The organism is Enterobacter sp. Ap-867, assembly GCF_011752855.1.
Classification (GTDB): domain Bacteria; phylum Pseudomonadota; class Gammaproteobacteria; order Enterobacterales; family Enterobacteriaceae; genus Cedecea.
Genome location: NZ_VWWS01000003.1, coordinates 72,041 through 91,405, shown reverse-complemented (window position 1 = coordinate 91,405; position 19,365 = coordinate 72,041). Strand labels below are relative to the sequence as shown.

20 protein-coding genes are annotated in these 19,365 nt (G+C 55.0%); 12 read left to right on the top strand and 8 right to left on the bottom strand.

Annotated elements, in window-relative coordinates:
• Positions 1-43: 43 nt before the first annotated feature.
• From murJ to rimJ, 4 genes are all read right to left on the bottom strand, one after another.
• Positions 44-1,579, bottom strand: coding sequence for a murein biosynthesis integral membrane protein MurJ (gene murJ, locus F3J26_RS10845; RefSeq protein ID WP_166875183.1), 1,536 nt, complete (start codon positions 1,577-1,579; stop codon positions 44-46).
• A gap of 113 nt (positions 1,580-1,692) precedes the next feature.
• On the bottom strand, positions 1,693-2,616 hold the full coding sequence (locus F3J26_RS10840; RefSeq protein WP_166993746.1) for a Gfo/Idh/MocA family oxidoreductase: 924 nt from the start codon (positions 2,614-2,616) through the stop codon (positions 1,693-1,695).
• A gap of 2 nt (positions 2,617-2,618) precedes the next feature.
• A complete protein-coding gene (locus F3J26_RS10835) occupies positions 2,619-3,266 on the bottom strand; it encodes a YceH family protein (RefSeq protein WP_008453511.1) in 648 nt (215 codons plus the stop codon).
• 3 nt (positions 3,267-3,269) lie between these two features.
• Positions 3,270-3,860, bottom strand: a complete 591-nt coding sequence (rimJ, locus tag F3J26_RS10830) for a ribosomal protein S5-alanine N-acetyltransferase (protein WP_166993744.1) — start codon at positions 3,858-3,860, stop codon at positions 3,270-3,272.
• Between the two features lie 229 nt (positions 3,861-4,089).
• On the opposite strand from rimJ, the gene mdtH reads away from it, so the two are divergent.
• The 9 genes from mdtH to F3J26_RS10785 all read left to right on the top strand — a co-directional run bounded on the left by mdtH (position 4,090) and on the right by F3J26_RS10785 (position 10,858).
• Positions 4,090-5,304 carry a multidrug efflux MFS transporter MdtH gene (gene mdtH, locus F3J26_RS10825; RefSeq protein ID WP_166865567.1) on the top strand — a complete coding sequence of 405 codons (1,215 nt, stop codon included), beginning with the start codon at positions 4,090-4,092 and terminating at the stop codon, positions 5,302-5,304.
• Positions 5,305-5,402: 98 nt separating this feature from the next.
• On the top strand, positions 5,403-5,963 hold the full coding sequence (locus tag F3J26_RS10820; RefSeq protein WP_039301825.1) for a lipoprotein: 561 nt from the start codon (positions 5,403-5,405) through the stop codon (positions 5,961-5,963).
• A 153-nt stretch (positions 5,964-6,116) separates the two neighbouring features.
• Positions 6,117-7,163: a dihydroorotase gene (gene pyrC / locus F3J26_RS10815; protein WP_166993742.1), complete on the top strand. Its 1,047-nt coding sequence runs from the start codon at positions 6,117-6,119 to the stop codon at positions 7,161-7,163.
• A 75-nt stretch (positions 7,164-7,238) separates the two neighbouring features.
• On the top strand, positions 7,239-7,484 hold the full coding sequence (dinI, locus tag F3J26_RS10810; protein WP_008453524.1) for a DNA damage-inducible protein I: 246 nt from the start codon (positions 7,239-7,241) through the stop codon (positions 7,482-7,484).
• A gap of 299 nt (positions 7,485-7,783) precedes the next feature.
• On the top strand, positions 7,784-8,038 hold the full coding sequence (bssS, locus tag F3J26_RS10805) for a biofilm formation regulator BssS (RefSeq protein ID WP_008453527.1): 255 nt from the start codon (positions 7,784-7,786) through the stop codon (positions 8,036-8,038).
• A gap of 129 nt (positions 8,039-8,167) precedes the next feature.
• Positions 8,168-9,289, top strand: a complete 1,122-nt coding sequence (solA, locus tag F3J26_RS10800) for an N-methyl-L-tryptophan oxidase (protein WP_166993740.1) — start codon at positions 8,168-8,170, stop codon at positions 9,287-9,289.
• A gap of 46 nt (positions 9,290-9,335) precedes the next feature.
• Positions 9,336-9,449 carry a DUF2770 family protein gene (locus F3J26_RS10795; RefSeq protein WP_071530454.1) on the top strand — a complete coding sequence of 38 codons (114 nt, stop codon included), beginning with the start codon at positions 9,336-9,338 and terminating at the stop codon, positions 9,447-9,449.
• 264 nt (positions 9,450-9,713) lie between these two features.
• Positions 9,714-10,268 (top strand): cytochrome b, encoded by a 555-nt coding sequence (locus F3J26_RS10790; protein WP_008453530.1) that lies wholly within the window; start codon positions 9,714-9,716, stop codon positions 10,266-10,268.
• Positions 10,269-10,285: 17 nt separating this feature from the next.
• Complete coding sequence (locus tag F3J26_RS10785) at positions 10,286-10,858, top strand: YceI family protein (RefSeq protein WP_166993738.1); 573 nt, start codon at positions 10,286-10,288, stop codon at positions 10,856-10,858.
• A 32-nt stretch (positions 10,859-10,890) separates the two neighbouring features.
• Here the strand turns inward: F3J26_RS10785 and trhO are convergent, their stop codons facing one another.
• The gene (gene trhO / locus F3J26_RS10780; RefSeq protein WP_008453532.1) at positions 10,891-11,943 is read right to left on the bottom strand and encodes an oxygen-dependent tRNA uridine(34) hydroxylase TrhO; all 1,053 of its coding nucleotides are present in this window, start codon (positions 11,941-11,943) and stop codon (positions 10,891-10,893) included.
• A 223-nt stretch (positions 11,944-12,166) separates the two neighbouring features.
• Here trhO and F3J26_RS10775 point away from each other — a divergent pair, with 223 nt between their 5' ends.
• From F3J26_RS10775 to F3J26_RS10765, 3 genes are all read left to right on the top strand, one after another.
• Positions 12,167-13,090 carry a Kdo(2)-lipid IV(A) acyltransferase gene (locus F3J26_RS10775; protein ID WP_166993736.1) on the top strand — a complete coding sequence of 308 codons (924 nt, stop codon included), beginning with the start codon at positions 12,167-12,169 and terminating at the stop codon, positions 13,088-13,090.
• 149 nt (positions 13,091-13,239) lie between these two features.
• Positions 13,240-14,466, top strand: a complete 1,227-nt coding sequence (mdtG, locus tag F3J26_RS10770; RefSeq protein WP_166993734.1) for a multidrug efflux MFS transporter MdtG — start codon at positions 13,240-13,242, stop codon at positions 14,464-14,466.
• Between the two features lie 94 nt (positions 14,467-14,560).
• Positions 14,561-14,935, top strand: a complete 375-nt coding sequence (locus F3J26_RS10765) for a MysB family protein (RefSeq protein ID WP_008453535.1) — start codon at positions 14,561-14,563, stop codon at positions 14,933-14,935.
• Between the two features lie 3 nt (positions 14,936-14,938).
• Here the strand turns inward: F3J26_RS10765 and F3J26_RS10760 are convergent, their stop codons facing one another.
• From F3J26_RS10760 to mdoG, 3 genes are all read right to left on the bottom strand, one after another.
• On the bottom strand, positions 14,939-15,160 hold the full coding sequence (locus F3J26_RS10760) for a YceK/YidQ family lipoprotein (RefSeq protein WP_409450381.1): 222 nt from the start codon (positions 15,158-15,160) through the stop codon (positions 14,939-14,941).
• Positions 15,161-15,268: 108 nt separating this feature from the next.
• A complete protein-coding gene (gene mdoH, locus F3J26_RS10755) occupies positions 15,269-17,800 on the bottom strand; it encodes a glucans biosynthesis glucosyltransferase MdoH (protein ID WP_166993732.1) in 2,532 nt (843 codons plus the stop codon).
• Positions 17,793-19,328 carry a glucans biosynthesis protein MdoG gene (gene mdoG / locus F3J26_RS10750; RefSeq protein WP_166994047.1) on the bottom strand — a complete coding sequence of 512 codons (1,536 nt, stop codon included), beginning with the start codon at positions 19,326-19,328 and terminating at the stop codon, positions 17,793-17,795. The genes mdoH and mdoG overlap by 8 nt, the downstream gene beginning before the upstream one ends.
• Positions 19,329-19,365 lie beyond the last annotated feature (37 nt).

The following is a 19,365-nucleotide window of genomic DNA, read 5'->3' as shown; positions in this document are numbered from 1 at the left end:
AGAATAGGGCGGCGTGACGAAACCGTCATCCACCCAGAAAAAATCAAATTGTGCGGCGGGCGAAATCTTTCAACCTGAAGCCCAACAGCAACAATGTCGCAAAATAAGCGACGATGCCGGCCACCACCACCGCCATCAGCCGCAGCAGGCGATAAGGCATGTTGCCCAGATCCCACGCAGGCATAACGTACATTATCCCAATCAGTACCGCAGACATCACCAACACGGCGGCGACCAGACGCAGCAGAAATGCCGTCCAGCCGGGCTGTGGCTGGAAGATATCCTGCTTACGCAGCTGCCAGTAAAGCAGCGAGGCGTTAATACAGGCCCCCAAACCAATCGACAGGGAAAGTCCGGCGTGTTTTAGCGGGCCGATAAACGCGAGGTTCATTAGCTGCGTCAAAATCAGCGTCACGATAGCGATTTTAACCGGGGTTTTAATGTCCTGCCGGGAATAGAAGCCTGGCGCCAGAACCTTAACCACGATAAGCCCCATCAGGCCGACCGAATACGCCACCAGCGCCCGCTGGGTCATCAGGGCATCGAAAGCTGAGAACTTACCGTACTGGAACAAAGAGACGGTCAGCGGTTTTGCCAGAATTCCCAGCGCCACCGCGCTTGGGAGCGCCAGCAGGAAGCAAAGGCGCAGCCCCCAGTCCATCAGGCGGGAGTATTCATCGTGGTTGCCGGTGGCAAAACTCTTCGCCAGCGACGGCAGCAGAATAGTGCCTAACGCCACGCCTAAAACCCCAGACGGAAACTCCATCAGGCGGTCGGCATAATACATCCAGGAAACCGATCCGGACACCAGGAACGAAGCAAAGATGGTGTTGATGATCAGTGAAATCTGGCTGACGGAAACGCCGAGAATAGCCGGCCCCATCTGTTTGATAACCCGCATTGCGCCCGCATCCTTAAAGCTGATACGCGGCAGCACCAGCATGCCAATTTTCTTCAGGTGCGGCAGCTGATAGGCCAGCTGTAATACGCCCCCTACCGTTACCGCCCAGGCAAGCGCCAGAATCGGTGGATTAAAGTGCGGGGCGGCAAACAGCGCGAAGCCAATCATGCTGAGATTAAGGAACGTCGGGGCAAAGGCTGGCACAGAGAAACGGTTCCAGGTATTGAGAATTGCCCCGACCAGCGACGCCAGCGAAATCAGTAAAATGTACGGGAAGGTAATGCGCAGCAGGCTCGACGTTAGCGCAAATTTATCCGCCGTGTCGGCAAAACCCGGCGCAGTGACCAGAATAACCCAGGGCGCAGCAAGCATCCCGAGGACGGTGACCAGCGCCAGCGCAAGCGTCAGCAGCCCGGAAACGTATGAGACAAAGACGCGCGTGGCATCTTCGCCCTGCTTACTTTTGTATTCGGCCAGAATAGGCACAAACGCCTGGGAGAAAGCGCCTTCGGCAAAGATTCGGCGCAGCAGGTTCGGCAGCTTAAAGGCAACAAAGAAGGCATCCGTCGCCATCCCTGCCCCAAATACCCTTGCCACAATGGCGTCGCGAGCGAAACCAAGCACGCGTGAAAACATGGTCATCGAGCTGACGGCTGCCAGCGATTTTAATAGGTTCATTTATTCTGTTATTCCACAAACATGAACGCCTGCAATGCAGGCGTACATGGATGATGACAAGTCGGCATAGTCTACCGATACGGCGCTGAATTGCTACCGCGATATGTTACAGCTTATTCGCTAATTGCCTCGCGCCAGAGCTTCTCAACGACACGCTGCGCCAGCAGCGCCTGCTCGCCGGAGGTTTCCGGGACAGTTTGGTTCGCCACGCAGTCGATAAAGTGACGCGCACAGCCCACAAAGCCGCGCTGTTCCAGCGTGGTTTGCCAGCCGGGAATGGGCTGTTCCACCACACCCGCGCCGCATTCTTCGCGCCACTGACGCATGTCGGTTACCTCATACAGCCCGCCGTCAGTCACCGCCTGCACCCACTCTCGCTGGCTTCCGGCGCGGCGATGCATACTGGTGGTCACGCTCAGGTTGCCCTGGCTGAAATGGTGTTCGGCGTACAGCATTTGCCCTGATTCATTGGTTTGCAACGTCCCGCTTTGCAGCTGGGCACTGCCGCCGCCAAGCCAGAGCGCGGTATCCACGACGTGAAGATAGTCATCAAGCAGCGTGAAGCGCAGATCCCCCGGGCCGACGCTGTCGCTGCGGTGTTTGTCCATCCGCAAGGATGCCCCGGCAGACAGCTTTGCCTTTAACTGCTGGTAACGCGGGGCAAAACGGCGGTTAAAGCCCACCATCAGGGTGCGTTTTTTGCGCTCTGCAAGCTCCACCAGCTTTTCGGCGTCAGCCAGGTTTTCCGCCAGCGGCTTATCCACGCAGACGCTGACGCCCGCATTGAGCAGATCATTCACCACCGCGTAGTGGGAACTGGTGGCGCTATGCACAAAAACAGCATCGCACTGCGCCGCCAGATTGCTGAGCGAATCGATATACGGCATACGCCAGGTTTCACACACCGGCAGCGCTTTCGCTTTGGTCGGTGAAAATGCGCCCACCAGCGACCAGTCCTCGGATGCCCCCAGAACCGGAAGCCAGGCTTTCTGCGCGATCCCGCCCAGCCCCACGACGCCAATACGTAATTTCGTCATCCTTAATCTCCCAAATGCGCCAACAAGGAATCCAGACGCTGTTTAAGTTCGGCGACTTCAGTTTCCAGCGCGGCCACTCGCGCGCTGAGATCGTCTGCAACCGGGCTGATACTTTGTTCCGGGGACACTGACGCCTCAACCTCACCGCTGAAAAGATGCATATAGCGGCTTTCTCGTTTACCCGGCTCACGCGGCAGACGTACGACAAACGGCCCATCTTCACGGCCAGCCAGCCCTTCCAGCGTCGCTTCTACCTGCGCCATATCGGTGAACTCAAACATTCTCCCGGCACGGCTGCGCAGCTCACCCGGCGTTTGCGCGCCGCGCAGCAGCAAAGTCGTAACCACAGCCACTTCCGCTGGCGCTAGCTTTAAATGACCAAACTCGGAGTTGCAAAAACGCTGCTCGTATTTCGTCACGCGGTTGCCAAACCCGCTGACGGTTCGCAAATAATGGCCTTTGACCAGCCCGTCCAGCGAGTCCTGGACTTCATGCTCTTTCAGCTCCATCACAGGTTCACGGTTTGTTTTCTGATTACAGGCGGTCACCACGCCGTTGACGGACATCGGATATTGCTCTGGCGTAGTGAGCTGTTTTTCCAGCAGGCTGCCGATAACGCGGGCTTCAATCGCCGTTAACTGATATTTCATCTTTTAAACTCCACGACCTGGGGTCCAGTCTTGATTAACCAGCGCGGTGAGAACGTGATCCCGCCATACGCCGTCAATCAGCAAATAATCCTTTGCATAGCCTTCTTTTTCAAAGCCCAGGCGCGCCAGAAGGTCGCCGCTGCGCTGATTATGCGGCATATAGTTGGCCATAATGCGATGCACATTTTGGCTACGTTGCATATAGCGAATGGCGCAGGCCAAGGCCTCGTACATTAGTCCCTGCCCCTGCCACTTTTCACCGATGGAGTACCCGAGAAAGCAGGCATGGAAGGAGCCACGCACCACGTTGGAGAAGTTGGCGACGCCGATAACCTCTTTTTCTTCCGGGTCGAGCAGCGCGAAGTAGTACGCGCTACCCTGCTTGTGCATTTCACTTATCATGCCCAGCCTTGCCTGCCAGCCCGAAGGATAGCAGTAGCTCTCATCCCGAACGGGTTCCCAGGGCTTCAGAAACAGGCGATTTTCCGTGTAGTAATCCGCCAGGCGCCAGGCATCTCGCTCATGAACCAGACGCACCACCAGACGGTCAGTCACCAGGCGAATTTTTGGTGCGTTACTGCGGTAGCCAAACATGTTTATCCCACTCCTTCATCCCGGTTAACGAGGCTCATCTTGTTACTATACCTGCGCCTGACCGCCGTGTGAAAACAACAACATGAAGCGACATCACTTTTTTCGATGAAAGCCTTGAATCAAACTCGTTGCACGATAAAAAAATATTGTCCTGCATCAGGTATTAAAAGCCCGAATGCCAAGCGAGAATAAAGACTTGTCGCGTTTAATTAAGTTCCCTGGAGGGGAGATGTCGCGGGTGGCGCAGGCAAGGAGCCTGGGTAAATATTTCCTGCTGCTTGATAACATGTTAGTGGTATTAGGCTTTTTCGTTGTCTTCCCTTTGATTTCCATTCGCTTCGTTGACCAGTTGGGCTGGGCCGCTTTAATGGTCGGGATTGCCCTGGGTCTGCGTCAGTTTATCCAGCAGGGGCTCGGCGTCTTCGGCGGCGCGATTGCCGACAGGCTGGGCGCTAAACCGATGATTGTCACCGGCATGCTGCTGCGGGCCGCAGGTTTTGCCACCATGGGCATCGCCACGGAACCCTGGATGCTATGGCTTTCCTGCCTGCTCTCCGCCATTGGCGGAACACTGTTTGATCCGCCCCGCTCGGCGCTGGTCGTCAAACTGGTTCGCCCTCAGCACCGCGGCCGCTTCTTCTCCATCCTGATGATGCAGGACAGCGCGGGCGCGGTGATCGGCGCTCTGCTGGGTAGCTGGCTGTTGCAGTACGACTTCCGTCTGGTATGCGCCGTCGGTGCCGTAATGTTTGTCCTGTGCGCCGCGCTTAATGCCTGGCTGCTGCCCGCCTATAAGCTTTCAACGATCCGCACCCCAATGCGTGAAGGCATGGGGCGCGTGTTTCGAGATAAACGCTTTATCACCTATGTTCTGACGCTCACCGGCTATTACATGCTGGCGGTGCAGGTCATGCTGATGCTGCCGCTGATGGTCAACGACATTGCCGGTACCGCGTCGGCGGTAAAATGGATGTACGCCATTGAAGCCGCGCTTTCGCTGACGCTGCTCTACCCTATCGCCCGCTGGAGTGAAAGGCGTTTCCGCCTGGAGCAACGCTTAATGGCAGGCCTGGTGCTGATGACGGTGAGCCTGATGCCTATTGGTCTGGCCTCCAACCTGCAGCAGCTTTTCGCCCTGATCTGTACCTTCTACATCGGCTCAATCATCGCTGAGCCTGCCCGGGAAACGCTCAGCGCCTCGCTGGCGGATGCCCGCGCTCGCGGCAGCTACATGGGGTTCAGCCGTTTGGGCCTGTCGCTGGGCGGCGCACTAGGTTACACCGGCGGTGGCTGGCTGTTTGACGCAGGTAAAGCCCTGCAGCAGCCGGAATTACCCTGGGCCATGCTCGGCATTATCGGCTGTATCACCCTTGCCGCCCTGTGGTGGCAATTTAGCCTTAGACCCGTTGAGCCAACGATGCTGGAGCCTGGCGGGCAGGGATAATTTTCTCGTATCATCTTTTTCCGGTAGCCGCTCCCGCCGTGCCGCATTATGCTGATAAAGCAAGGCACGGCATTGGAGCCGCTATTTTGAGGAAGCCTATGAAGAAGATTGTTTTTGCCGCAGCATTGATGCTTAGCGGCCTGCTCTCAGGATGCAACCAGTTAACGCAGTACAGCGTGAGCGAACAGGAAATCAACCAGTCGCTGGAAAAACACAATAACTTCTCGAAGGATATTGGCCTGCCCGGCGTGGCTGAAGCTCATGTGGTGTTAACCCATTTAGTCAGCCAGATTGGACGGGAAGAGCCGAATAAAATCACCCTGACCGGCGATGCCAATCTCGACATGACGTCGCTATTTGGTAACCAGAAAGCCGTCCTGAAGCTCAAATTGAAAGCGCTGCCGGTGTTCAATAAAGAGCAAGGCGCCATCTACCTGCAGGAAATGGAGGTGGTTGACGCTCAGGTCGAGCCGCAAAAAATGCAGACCGTACTGCAGACCATGATCCCATACCTTAACCAGTCCCTGCGCAGCTACTTCAATCAACAGCCTGCATATATTCTGAGTGAAGACCGCAGCACCGGCGAGTCGCTGGCAAAGAAATATGCCAAAGGCATTGAAGTAAAACCCGGTGAGATAATCATTCCGTTAACGGAATAGCCCCTGCCCCTCAGAGCCGTTCATGCGCTCTGAGGGTTTTGTACAACATGAGCAACATAAGGGGTGCAAACGATAACGTTTCCCCTTATCCTTAGTGCCCGGCATAAAACCAGCCCTTGATGACTGATTTCCCTCTCACGCCGGAGCACATTGATGACCGCATTACCTCAGGTATTAAAAATCCGCCGCCCAGATGACTGGCATATTCACCTTCGTGACGGTGAGATGCTGAAAACCGTGGTGCCTTACACCAGCCAGACCTATGGCCGCGCGATTGTCATGCCCAATCTTGTGCCCCCTATTACCAGCGTGGAAGCCGCTATCGCTTATCGCCAGCGTATCCTTGATGCGGTTCCGGCCGGGCAAAAGTTTGAGCCGCTGATGACCTGCTACCTGACCGACACGCTGGATCCCAACGAAATCGAACGCGGGTTCAATGCAGGCGTGTTTACCGCCGCCAAGCTTTACCCGGCGAACGCCACAACCAACTCCGCTCACGGCGTAACCAGCACCGCAGCCATTCTGCCGGTGCTTGAGCGTATGCAGAAAATTGGCATGCCGCTGCTGGTGCACGGCGAAGTCACCCATGCTGACATCGATATTTTCGATCGCGAAGCGCGCTTTATTGAAACCGTCATGGAGCCGCTGCGTCGCCAGTTGCCTGAGCTGAAAGTGGTGTTTGAACATATCACCACCAAAGATGCCGCCCAGTATGTGAAAGAAGGCAACTCGCTGATTGGCGCGACTATCACGCCTCAGCATCTGATGTTTAACCGTAACCACATGCTGGTGGGCGGAATTCGTCCTCACCTTTATTGCCTGCCGATTCTGAAACGCAGCATCCACCAGGAAGCACTGCGCGAGCTGGTCGCCAGCGGCTGCGATCGCGTGTTCCTCGGCACCGACTCTGCGCCACATGCGCGTCATCGCAAAGAAGCCAGCTGCGGCTGTGCCGGCTGCTTCAACGCGCCTTCCGCGCTCGGTGCCTATGCGACGGTATTTGAAGAAATGAACGCGCTGCAGCATTTTGAAGCTTTCGCTTCGCTGAACGGCCCGCGCTTCTACGGCCTGCCGGTCAATGAAGAGCACATCGAGTTGGTTCGCGTCGCTGAGAAAATGCCAGAACTGATTGAAGCCGGCGACGACAGCATCGTGCCGTTCCTGGCGGGTGAAGAGGTCGTCTGGTCCGTTAAAGGCTAAATTTTTCAACGCCCCCTGTTGCTTACTGGAAATTAAGACTGTATAAATATCCAGTATATTGTACAGGGGGTCGTTATGCGTATTGAAGTCACTATAGCCAAAACCACACCATTACCAGCCGGGGCTATCGATGCCCTTGCCAGTGAGCTTTCCCGCCGTATCAATCAACATTTCCCCGACACCAGCAGCGAAGTGCAGGTACGTTATGCCTCCGGCAATAACCTCTCCGTGCTGGGCGGTGCCAAAGAAGACAAAACGCGAATCAGCGAGATCCTCCAGGAAACCTGGGAAAGCGCTGACGATTGGTTCTCTGCCGACTAATACCCTCAAGTATGTTGGTACTTTTTGCCGGGTGTCGCCATCCGGTTTTTTTTATTTCCCTCGCCGATTTGATTATTTTTTAAACGCCGCTAAAGTCTTTCCTGCCTTTCTTTCCGATTACATCGGAATAGCCTGTCGATTTATTGTTCGCTTTTCTCGAATAATGTGGAAAAAGTGTTACCAGGTAATTATTTCATCCCCATGACCGCAAGAGTGTTGATATACTTAAGTCGCTTCACGATAAATCACGCATGAACCTCACTAGTCGTTGTCTTTAAACACGTATAAAAGGGGTTATGATGGAAAAAAATAGTGATGTTATTCAGACTCATCCCCTCGTCGGATGGGATATCAGCACCGTCGACAGCTACGACGCCATGATGCTGCGCCTGCATTACCTGACATCCAATAATCAGAAGCACGATGAAACCGAAATCGGTCAGACCCTCTGGCTGACCACCGATGTCGCCCGGCAATTTATTTCCATCCTTGAGGCCGGGATAGCCAAAATTGAATCCAGTGATTACCAGGAAAGCGATTATCGCAAGCATTGACGACACATGCTTAACAATGGCCACAGGCACCCAACGGGGTGCCTTTTTTATTTTAAGCGTCACCGTCAATTGCATCGTTCCGGTGAATTAATTACCCTGCTACAGATAATTTTCCACAGAGAAAAGCTTATGAACTACGACCTCATCATTGTCGGCAGCGGCTCCGTCGGTGCCGCCGCAGGCTGCTATGCCACACACTCGGGCCTGAAGGTACTGATGATCGACAGCGGCCACCCGCCGCATGACCAGGGCAGCCACCACGGCGACACTCGCCTGATGCGCCATGCTTATGGCGAAGGTGAAAAATATGTCCCGTTGGTCCTGCGAGCACAAAAACTGTGGGATGCCCTGGCGGAAGCCAGCGGTGAGAAGCTCTTCCACCGCACCGGGGTCATTAACCTGGGGCCATCTGATTCGCCCTTTATTCGCAATGTCGCCTCCAGCGCAGAGAAATTTTCCCTGCCGGTTGAAACCCTGGACGCCGCCGCCATTGCCGCCCGCTGGCCGGAGATTGCTGTGCCTGAAAACTACGTCGGCCTGTTTGAGACGGACTCAGGCGTGCTGAAAAGCGAGCTGGCCATCGAAACCTACATCAACCTTGCTAAGCAAGGCGGCAGCGCTCAGCTTTTTAACTGTAAGGTGACGGCGATCCGCCACGGCGACGAAGGTGTCACCGTCGTGACTGAAGAAGGTGAATATCACGGGAGCAAACTGCTGGTCAGCGCGGGGACCTGGGTTACCAAACTGCTGCCGGACCTGCCGATCGCGTCGGTTCGCAAAATCTTTGCCTGGCACCAGGCCGATGGGCGCTACAGCGAGAACAACAAATTCCCGGCGTTTACCGCAGAAACACCCAACGGCGATCAGTATTACGGCTTCCCGGCGGAAGACAACGAACTGAAGCTGGGCAAGCACAACGGCGGGCAGCTGATTGACTCCCCCGAGCAGCGTAAACCCTTTGGCGCCGTCGCCAGCGATGGGTCTGAAGTCTTTCCGTTCTTGCGCGAATTTTTACCCGGCATCGGCTGCTGCCTGCACGGTAAAGCCTGCACCTATGACAATTCGCCGGATGAAGATTTCATCATTGATACTCTCCCCGGCCATGACAACACCCTGATCATTACCGGGCTGAGCGGACACGGGTTCAAATTCGCCTCCGTTTTAGGCGAAATTGCCTGCCAGTTTGCTTTGGGTCAAAAACCTGCCTTTGATTTATCCCCGTTTGTACTTTCTCGCTTCAAAACGGCGTAGAATCCCCGAGTGGCGGGCATTTCCGCCACTTTTCCTTGGGGCCATCATGATTCGCTTTTTTCAATTTTTAACCAACAATATTCGCGAACACTTTATTCTGTATCTTTTTCTCTGGGCAATACTTGCACTTCTCGATCTGGCTTATATCTATTTCTTTTGATTATTCAGACTCCTGTTACATTGACAATTATTGACGTAAAATTAATTAAATATAGTTTTAGCGCAAATAATTAACCGTCAATAAATACTCTTCTCAATCAAAAACGATCATATTCATTCGACTCTACTGAACGCCTGCCGCGAGTGTTATTCAAAAAAACAGACATACAATAAATATATATCGAAATACGGATATTTATGTTGATCTGCTGTTAACAGAACGCCTATGTTTTAGCTTCTTTAGAAAATACATGGACGCATAAATATGCAATGGCGAAACTCATCCGAACGCTATGGACATTTTTCGGTTCTCCTTCACTGGCTGGTTGCCGCCACGGTTTATGGCATGTTCGCACTCGGACTCTGGATGGTGACGCTGGGCTATTACGACGTCTGGTACCATAAAGCACCAGAAATACATAAGAGCATCGGCATCTTGTTAATGTCTGCTCTGGCTATTCGTATTCTCTGGCGCTTTATATCGCCTCCGCCGCCACCGTTAAAAAGTTATTCACGTCTGACGCGCATCGGCGCGCTTACCGCACATATTTTGCTGTATGCATTATTGTTCGCCATTTTGCTGAGCGGATATCTGATTTCAACGGCTGACGGTAAACCCATTAGCGTGTTTGGCTGGTTTGATGTGCCCGCCACGCTAACCGACTTCGGGGCGCAGGCCGACCTTGCCGGGACAGTTCATCTCTGGCTGGCGTGGACCGTGGTGATTGTTTCCGTTCTACACGCTCTTGCGGCCTTAAAGCACCATTTTCTAGATAAAGATGCCACCCTCAAGCGCATGCTGGGGAAAGCATCCCGTTAACTATGGAGAGTAAGACAATGAAGAAAATCCTGCTGGGAGCCACCTTAGGCGTTCTGTTATTCACCACCGGCTCCGCCGTGGCCGCTGACTATAAAATTGATAAACAAGGTCAGCATGCGTTTGTGAATTTCCGTATTCAGCATCTCGGCTATAGCTGGCTGTACGGTACCTTCCGTGATTTTGACGGAACCTTTACCTTCGACGAGAAAAACCCTTCGGCAGATAAAGTCAACGTCACCATCAACACCACCAGCGTGGATACCAACCATGCCGAACGCGACAAACACCTGCGTAGCGCAGAGTTCCTCAACGTGACTAAGTTCCCGCAGGCTACCTTCGCCTCAACGGAAGTGAAAAAAGACGGTGAAGCTTTAGATATTATCGGCAACCTGACGCTGAACGGCGTGACAAAGCCGGTTACGCTGAAGGCTAAGCTGATTGGTCAGGGTAACGATCCGTGGGGCGGCGTGCGCGCGGGTTTTGAGGCCGAAGGTAAAATTAAGCTGAAGGACTTCAATATTACTCAGGATCTGGGGCCAGCTTCTCAGGACGTTGATCTGATTATTTCTGTCGAAGGCGTGCGTCAGTAAAAAGACTCCCCCGGCGAACCGGGGGAATGTTATTACTTCTCGGGGTCAGGAATACCCAGCGTGGTATTCAGCATCCCACGAGATTTATTAAAGATCTTATTCCCGTTTTCGCGGCCTGCCCGGCGGCGGCGCTGTTCTTCTGGAGATAGCGCCAGCTCATCACGGCACACTTCACTGCAGCAGCCAGAGAATTTCTCAGCACAGGCCGGACACTGAATAAACAGCAGATGGCAGCCGTCATTTTTGCAGTTGGTGTGGCTGTCGCACGGCGTTCCGCACTGATGGCAATGGGCGATCACATCGTCAGATATACGCTCTCCCATACGCTCATCGAAAACAAAGTTTTTACCGACAAAGCGCACCGGCAATCCTTGCTCACGCGCGCGGCGCGCATATTCAATGATCCCGCCTTCAATGTGATACACATTTTTGAAGCCGTTATGGCGCATCCAGGCGCTGGCTTTTTCACAGCGAATGCCGCCGGTGCAATACATGACAATTTTCTTCTCTTTGTCATCCTGCATCATATCCACGGCTTTCGGCAGCTGCTCACGGAAGGTGTCGGCCGGAATTTCGACGGCGTCCTCGAAATGCCCCACTTCGTATTCATAGTGGTTACGCATATCGATAAATACCGCGCTCGGATCGTCGAGCATGGCGTTCACTTCCGCAGCCTTCAGATATTCCCCCACGTCACTTGCGTCAAACGTAGGGTCATCAATACCGTCAGCAACAATACGGTCGCGTACCTTCATGCGCAGCACCCAGAAGGATTTACCGTCATCTTCCAGCGCAATATTCAGGCGCAAATTATTTAAGGCCGGGTGGAAGGCATAAATCGCTTCGCGCAGGGCATCAACGCGGCTTTCCGGGACGCTAATCTGAGCGTTGATCCCTTCATGCGCCAGATAGACGCGGCCAAACACGTTCAGGCTCAGGAATAGCTGATACAGCGCATCACGGGTCGCCTGCGGCGTTTCGATAGTGAAATATTTGTAGAATGAGATGGTCGTGCGCGGCTCGGTTTCGGCAAGCATGCGCTCGCGCAGCTCCTCATTCGATACGCGGTTGTGTAACACTGGCATGGTGTTCGCTCGCAATCGTTGAAAAAAGTGGGCTGCATCATAAAGCAAATAACGCTTATTTACATCCCCACGTTTTACGCTACATTTTGCTCACTCAAAGGCATCTGCGGCAACAATCGATGAAATATCAGGCACTCCGACGCCGCGTATTTTGGCTCTGCGCTAAAAAATGCCACAATGGAATGATTAGAAGATCCGGCAATTGCCGTCACAAAGGTTTTACATGACGAACTTACCGCAATTCTCCCGTGCATTACTGCACCCGCGCTACTGGCTCACCTGGCTGGGCATCGGCTTTTTATACCTGCTGGTGCAGCTCCCCTACCCGGTGCTTTATCGCATCGGCTGCGGGCTAGGCCGGCTGGCAAAACGCCTGATGAAACGTCGCGCGAAAATAGCCTACCGCAATCTTGAACTCTGCTTCCCGGACATGAGCGAGGAAAAACGCGAGCAGATGGTGATCGCCAACTTTGAGTCAGTCGGCATGGGGCTGATTGAGACCGGCATGGCCTGGTTCTGGTCTACGGAGCGCATCAATAAATGGTGCCACTACGAAGGCGTGGATATTGTTAAAGGCATCGAGAAAACGGGCCAGGGCATTTTGCTGATTGGCATTCACTTCCTGACGCTGGAACTTGGCGCCCGTATTTTCGGCATTAAAACGCCGGGCATCGGCGTTTACCGCCCAAACGACAACCCACTGCTGGACTGGCTGCAGACCTGGGGGCGCATGCGCTCCAATAAGAGCATGATTGACCGCAAAGATCTGAAAGGCATGATCCGCGCGCTGAAAAATGGCGACATCATCTGGTATGCCCCGGACCACGATTACGGCCCGAGAGGCAGCGAGTTTGTGCCGTTCTTTGCCGTTGAACAAGCTGCGACCACCACGGGAACCTACACGCTCGCCAAACTCTCCGGCGCCTGCGCCGTGCCGTTTGTTCCGCGTCGCCTGCCGGGCGGCAAAGGCTACGAGCTGATGATTATTCAGCCAGAGCTGAACCCACCGCTTGACAGCCCGGAAGCAACGGCACGCTGGATGAACAAAATTGTAGAGAAGTGCATCCTGATGGCACCGGAGCAGTATATGTGGCTGCATCGCCGCTTTAAGACGCGGCCGGAAGGCATGCCCGACCGTTACCAATAACGCTTAACAGCCGCCTTTTCAGGCGGTTTTTTTTTGCCGTAGTTTGATCGAAAAAGCCCTTTGATTTGCCAGCCCAATGCCAACAGGCGCATAATTAGCAGAGTAATAATTCCCTCTCTTCTCTTTGGCACTGGCAACTTCGGAGCGGTATGACTCCCCCTGACAGCACTATCAACTGGAAGCGTAATCTGGCCGTCGTCTGGGTTGGCTGCTTCCTGACCGGCGCGGCATTCAGCCTGGTCATGCCGTTCCTCCCGCTTTACGTTGAGCAACTCGGCGTCACCGGCCATAGCCAGCTGAACATGTGGTCCGGGCTGGTCTTTAGCATTACCTTCCTGTTTTCTGCCGTGGCATCCCCTTTCTGGGGTGGGCTTGCCGACCGTAAAGGCCGAAAACTTATGCTGCTGCGTTCCGCGCTTGGCATGTCTGTCGTCATGCTGTTGATGGGTCTCGCACAAAACATTTGGCAATTTCTGGCGCTTAGGGCCTTACTTGGCCTGCTGGGTGGGTTTGTGCCGAATGCCAACGCGCTGATAGCCACTCAGATACCGCGCCATAAAAGCGGCTGGGCACTTGGCACGCTGTCTACGGGAGCGGTCAGCGGCGCGCTGCTAGGCCCGCTGATGGGTGGCCTGATGGCGGACAGCTACGGGCTGCGCTCGGTGTTCTTCATCACCTCGCTGGTGCTGTTTATCTGCTTCGTGATGACGCTGTTTTTTATTCGCGAGTCGTTCACGCCCGTTTCCAAAAAAGACATGCTGCACGCCCGCCAGGTACTCACCTCATTAAAAAATCCCCGCCTGGTACTGAGTCTGTTTGTCACCACGATGATCATCCAGGTTGCCACCGGTTCTATCGCGCCTATCCTGACGCTCTACGTGCGCGATCTGGCCGGTAACGTCAGCAATCTGGCGTTTATTAGCGGGATGATTGCTTCCGTGCCCGGCGTAGCGGCGCTGATCAGTGCCCCAAGACTCGGCAAGCTGGGGGATCGTATCGGGCCGGAAAAGATCCTGATTGGTGCGCTGGTAATTTCCGTTTTGCTGCTCATCCCGATGTCGTTGGTACAAAACCCGTGGCAGCTCGGGGTCTTACGCTTCTTGCTCGGTGCCGCCGACGGGGCGCTGCTCCCTGCCGTGCAAACGCTGCTGGTCTATAACTCTTCCAGCCAAATCTCGGGCCGGATTTTCAGCTACAACCAGTCCTTCCGCGATATTGGCAACGTCACCGGCCCGCTGCTCGGCGCCGCCGTTTCCGCCAGCTACGGCTTCCGCACCGTATTCCTGGTCACCGCCAGCGTGGTGCTGTTTAACGCCCTTTACTCATGGATGACGCTGCGCCAGCCTGCCGAACGACTCCGTATTCCGGGGGAATAAATCTCCGACTTGCAGATTTGCCAACAGCGTCAACAATTAACTGGAAATCGTAACGGAGCAGCCGCTCCCCGACCTTTGCCACAAGGAGATAACCATGAGCATGTATGCAACCCTGGAAGAAGCCATTGATGCCGCGCGGGAGCAGTATCTTGCCGACAACCCGAGCGTGGATGAAGAGAGCGCCAGCGTCGAGCAATTCAATTTCCAGAAGTACGTTTTGCAGGATGGTGACATCATGTGGCAGGCCGAGTTCTTTACCGACGACAGCGAGGAAGGCGAATGCCTGCCGATGCTCAGTGGGGAAGCGGCGCAAAGCGTGTTTGACGGTGATTTCGATGAGATTGAACTGCGCCAGGAATGGCTGGAAGAGAATACGCTGCACGAATGGGACGAAGGTGAATTTCAGCTCGAGCCGCCGCTGGACACCGAAGAAGGTCGCACGGCGGCAGACGAGTGGGATGAGCGCTAGCCGTTATTCATACGGCCCGTGGCTGGCGTCAATCGGCAACAGCAAAGTGTCAAAGATCAGCGAAAACGGCAGGTCGAGCACGGTAATATAGCGCCATGCGCCCTCGCGTACATCCCAGCGCACGCCGGGGTAATATTGGTTCCCGTGCCCTTGCCCCGGCACCGTCCGGCTAATAATGCTGCCGCAGCCGCTTAGCAGAAACGCCATCATCAATACCGCAATTATTCTACCCACACATGCACTCCTGTTCAGAACGCGCTGAGTATAACCATCGCCGAATAAAAGGCAAAAAAATGCCGACCCTAAGGTCGGCATTATCACTTCTTTAAGGCCTTACTTTGCCGTCAGCGCCAACGGGTTTAGCTGCAGCTTTCTGTAGCTCTCCACCCAGGAAGAATAACGCTCCGGGTTCGCCCACACGCGGTAATGCAAGCGCGACATGGTCATCGGGTCGCTCAGCAGAACCAGGCGGCGGTCGCGGTTGAGTTTGTCCGGCGTTTCGTTCAGCGCCTGCTCAACGTGACGGTCGCGGGCAATCTCCAGCACCAGACTCTTACGGTGACGAGCCGTGGCCATCGCCGTGCTCAGGGCGTTAAACGACGGGTTAAATACCGCGTGCATAAAGCCATCGTCCAGCGTACGGCTGCGGTTCAGCTCCAGATAGTTCTCGGTGTCCACCAGCACCTGCGGCGGGGAATACTCTTCCGGGATCAGGAACAGCTTCCAGCGTTTGGTGCGCAGGCCGAGGCTCGCCCGGCTTGAAAGCACGGAGACGAACGGCGACAGGATCAGCGAGAAGACAATCGGTGCCAGCCAGAACAGGAAGCGCAGATCCAGCCAGGCCATGCCCACTGCCCAGACCAGGCCCAGCAGCAGCTGAGAACCATGGCGCATAAAGGCTTCACCCCACGGCGTGGAGTCATCGTCACGCTGCGGCGAGTTCCAGACCACTTCCCAGCCCAGGAACGCGCTGACCACAAACACGGTGTGGAACAGCATACGCACCGGTGCCAGCAGCACGGAGAACAGCACTTCAAGCAGCAGTGAACAGGTCACTCGCAGGAAGCCGCCGTACTCTTTAGAACCTTTGCACCAGATAAGAATGATGCTCAGCAGCTTAGGCAGGAACAGCAGAACCATGGTCGAGGCAAACAGCGCAATCGCCAGCTCAGGACGCCACTGCGGCCAGACCGGGAACAGCTGCCTAGGCTGGAGGAAGTACTGCGGCTCGGTCAGAGCGTGTACAACCTGCAGCGCGGTAGAGAGCGCCAGGAACATAAACCACAATGGGGCAGACAGATAGGACATGACGCCGGTCAGGAACACCGCGCGGTGAACCGGGTGCATACCTTTGACCAGGAACAGACGGAAGTTCATCAGGTTACCCTGGCACCAGCGGCGATCGCGTTTCAGCTCGTCCAGCAGGTTCGGCGGCAGTTCTTCGTATGAGCCAGGCAGGTCGTAAGCAATCCACACGCCCCAGCCGGCACGGCGCATCAGCGCGGCTTCGACGAAGTCATGGGAAAGAATCGACCCGGCAAAGTTACCTTCACCCGGCAGCGGGGCCAGCGCACAATGTTCAATGAACGGCTTCACGCGAATAATGGCGTTGTGGCCCCAGTAGTGGGATTCCCCCAACTGCCAGAAGTGCAGGCCCGCAGTAAAGAGCGGCCCGTAGACGCGGGTAGCAAACTGCTGGCAGCGCGCATACAGCGTGTCCATGCCGGAGGCTTTGGGCGAAGACTGAATAATACCGGCCTTCGGGTTCGCTTCCATCAGGCGCACGAGGTTGGTCAGGCAATCCCCGCTCATGACGGAGTCGGCGTCCAGCACCACCATGTAGCTGTACTGGTTCCCCCAGCGACGGCAGAAGTCATCGATGTTGCCGCTTTTACGCTTCACGCGGCGACGACGACGGCGATAGAAGATCTGCCCTTCACCCTGCACTTCCGCAATCAGCTCCATCCAGGCTTTTTGCTCCGCAACGCAGATATCCGGGTTGTAGCTGTCGCTCAGGATATACACATCGAAGTGCGCCTGCTGCCCGGTGGCTTTGACGGATTCCCACGTCGCACGCAGGCCGGCAAACACGCGATCGACGTCTTCATTACAAATCGGCATGATAAGCGCGGTACGGTGCTCGGGGTTGATGGGCTCGTCCCCCACCGTTGACGCAGAAATACTGTATTTGTCTTTGCCCATCAGCAACTGCAGGAAGCCCATCAGCGCGGTCCAGAAACCGGCAGAGACCCAGCAGAACAGCACGGCAAACAGGATCAGGATGCCGCTTTGCAGAATGTACGGCAGCAGCTGCATAAAGGAGACCCACAGATCCTGGCCCCCCATGTCCGCCGGGTTAATCAGCGCCCAGCCCTGGTACGGAAGGATCGTCTTCATGTACCAGGTTGCGACCACGGTTTGGGCCAGCGTGAGGATCAGCAGAATGTAGCGGCGAATCGTGCCGACGGTACGCCATTTCTGCTCAGAGGCCTCTTCTTCTTTAGACGCGAACTTAGACTTCGTTTCACGCCCAAGCAGGCGATCCCAGAAGCGGCCAATCGGGTTGGTACGCCACGGGTCCGGGAACATAGAAGCACGCGTCGCTTTCGGCATAGCCTGAAGCTGGGTGCGCCCTTCATCATCGGTGATCAGCTGTTCGCCGCCGAGAGAACCCGGCCAGCTCGCCTCGAGACGAGCTTTTACCGAAGCCAGAGGAGAATCATCCGCTCGTTCAAAGTGGTGATGCTGCGCATCAAGCGCCTCATGCACCGCCTGAAGATCGGACGCAGGCAAAGCCGCCTTCTGCTCAGCAGAAAGCGGGAGTGCTTCGATGTAGTCAGGCGAGAATTCAGTAGACTTATTCATTGGCAGGCAGCTGGTAGCTCCAGGTTTCACTCAATGTCTGCTCGCCGTTAACCAGCGCAGCACGCATATCCGTCGTCTTCTTCTCGTCTTTCAGCTTCACGCGCAGCGTTAAACGCCAGCCTTTGTTGACCGGGTTATAGCGCACCTGGCTGTCAACGATCTCACCGTTATCGCCAATGCTGGTCTGTGCGGTGACCGGCGTGTCGGCTGGCAGTTTTTTCATCTCTGCCCCGGTAAAGTCCACCACAAACGCAATGGTGCCGTCCGGCTGGCGGATCAGGTTAGACTGCTTCACATCCCCGGTAGAACGGCGAGTTTGCAACACATACGCGTTATCCGGCGCATGCATTTTGTCTTCGTCGCGGCTAAAGGTGATGGTGTACTTAAAGTTCATCTCTTTGCCTGGATCAGGCAGCTGATCCGGCGTCCAGTAAGCAACGATGTTGTCATTCGTTTCATCGTTGGTTGGGATTTCAACCAGCTCTACGCGGCCTTTACCCCAATCCCCGACCGGTGCAACCCACGCGCTAGGGCGCTGGTCGTAACGATCGTCTAAATCTTCAAAGCGGGAGAACTGACGACCACGCTGCAGCAGGCCAAAGCCGACCGGGTTTTCCGTAGCGTAAGAGCTAACGGCCAGGTGTTTCGGGTTGTTCAGCGGACGCCAGATCCATTCCCCGTTGCCGGCGTGAATAGACAGGCCGTTGGAGTCATGCAGTTCCGGGCGGAAATTGGTGGTTGGTGAAGGCTGATTTGGCCCGAACAGGAACATACTGGTCAGCGGCGCAACGCCCAGCTTGCCTACTTTGTCACGCAGGTAAACTTTCGACTGCACGTTCACCACGGTATCGCGTCCAGGGGTGATAACGAAACGATAAGCCCCGGTCGCTCGTGGGGAATCAAGCAGTGCATACAGGGTTAACGTTTTATCCATTGGCTTTGGACGTTCAATCCAGTATTCGCGGAAGCGAGGGAACTCTTCACCAGACGGTAAAGCAGTATCAATCGCCAGTCCTCGGGCAGACAGGCCATACACCTGGCCGGCGCCAATTACGCGGAAGTAACTCGCTCCGAGCATGCTGACAATTTCGTCGTTCTTATCTTTGCTGTTGATCGGATAGAGCACTTTGAACCCGGCAAAACCGAGATCTTTTACGGTATCTTTATCGTGCTTTACATCACCGAAGTTAAAATAGTCCGGATTGTATTTGATCTGGTGCACCGCGGTGGCGGTCACTTCGTTGATGGTAACCGGCGTGTCGAAGTACATACCCTGATGGTAGAACTCGAGCTTGAATGGGGTCTTGATGTTGCTCCAGTAAGCTTTGTCGTGATTAAACTGGATCTGCTGGTAGTCCGCGTATTTCATCTCGCGGAATTGCGAAGGCAGGTTGCTTTTCGGTGCTTCGTAGCTCTTGCCCGCTAAGGTTTTCGCCTGTTTTGCGACATCGTCGATAGTGAACGCCCAAACCGAGGTGGTATAAAGGGACAACATTACCGCAGCGCCAAGCCAGGACACTTTCATCATATTTGCTTTATGTTTCATATTAACCAGCACATCCCCC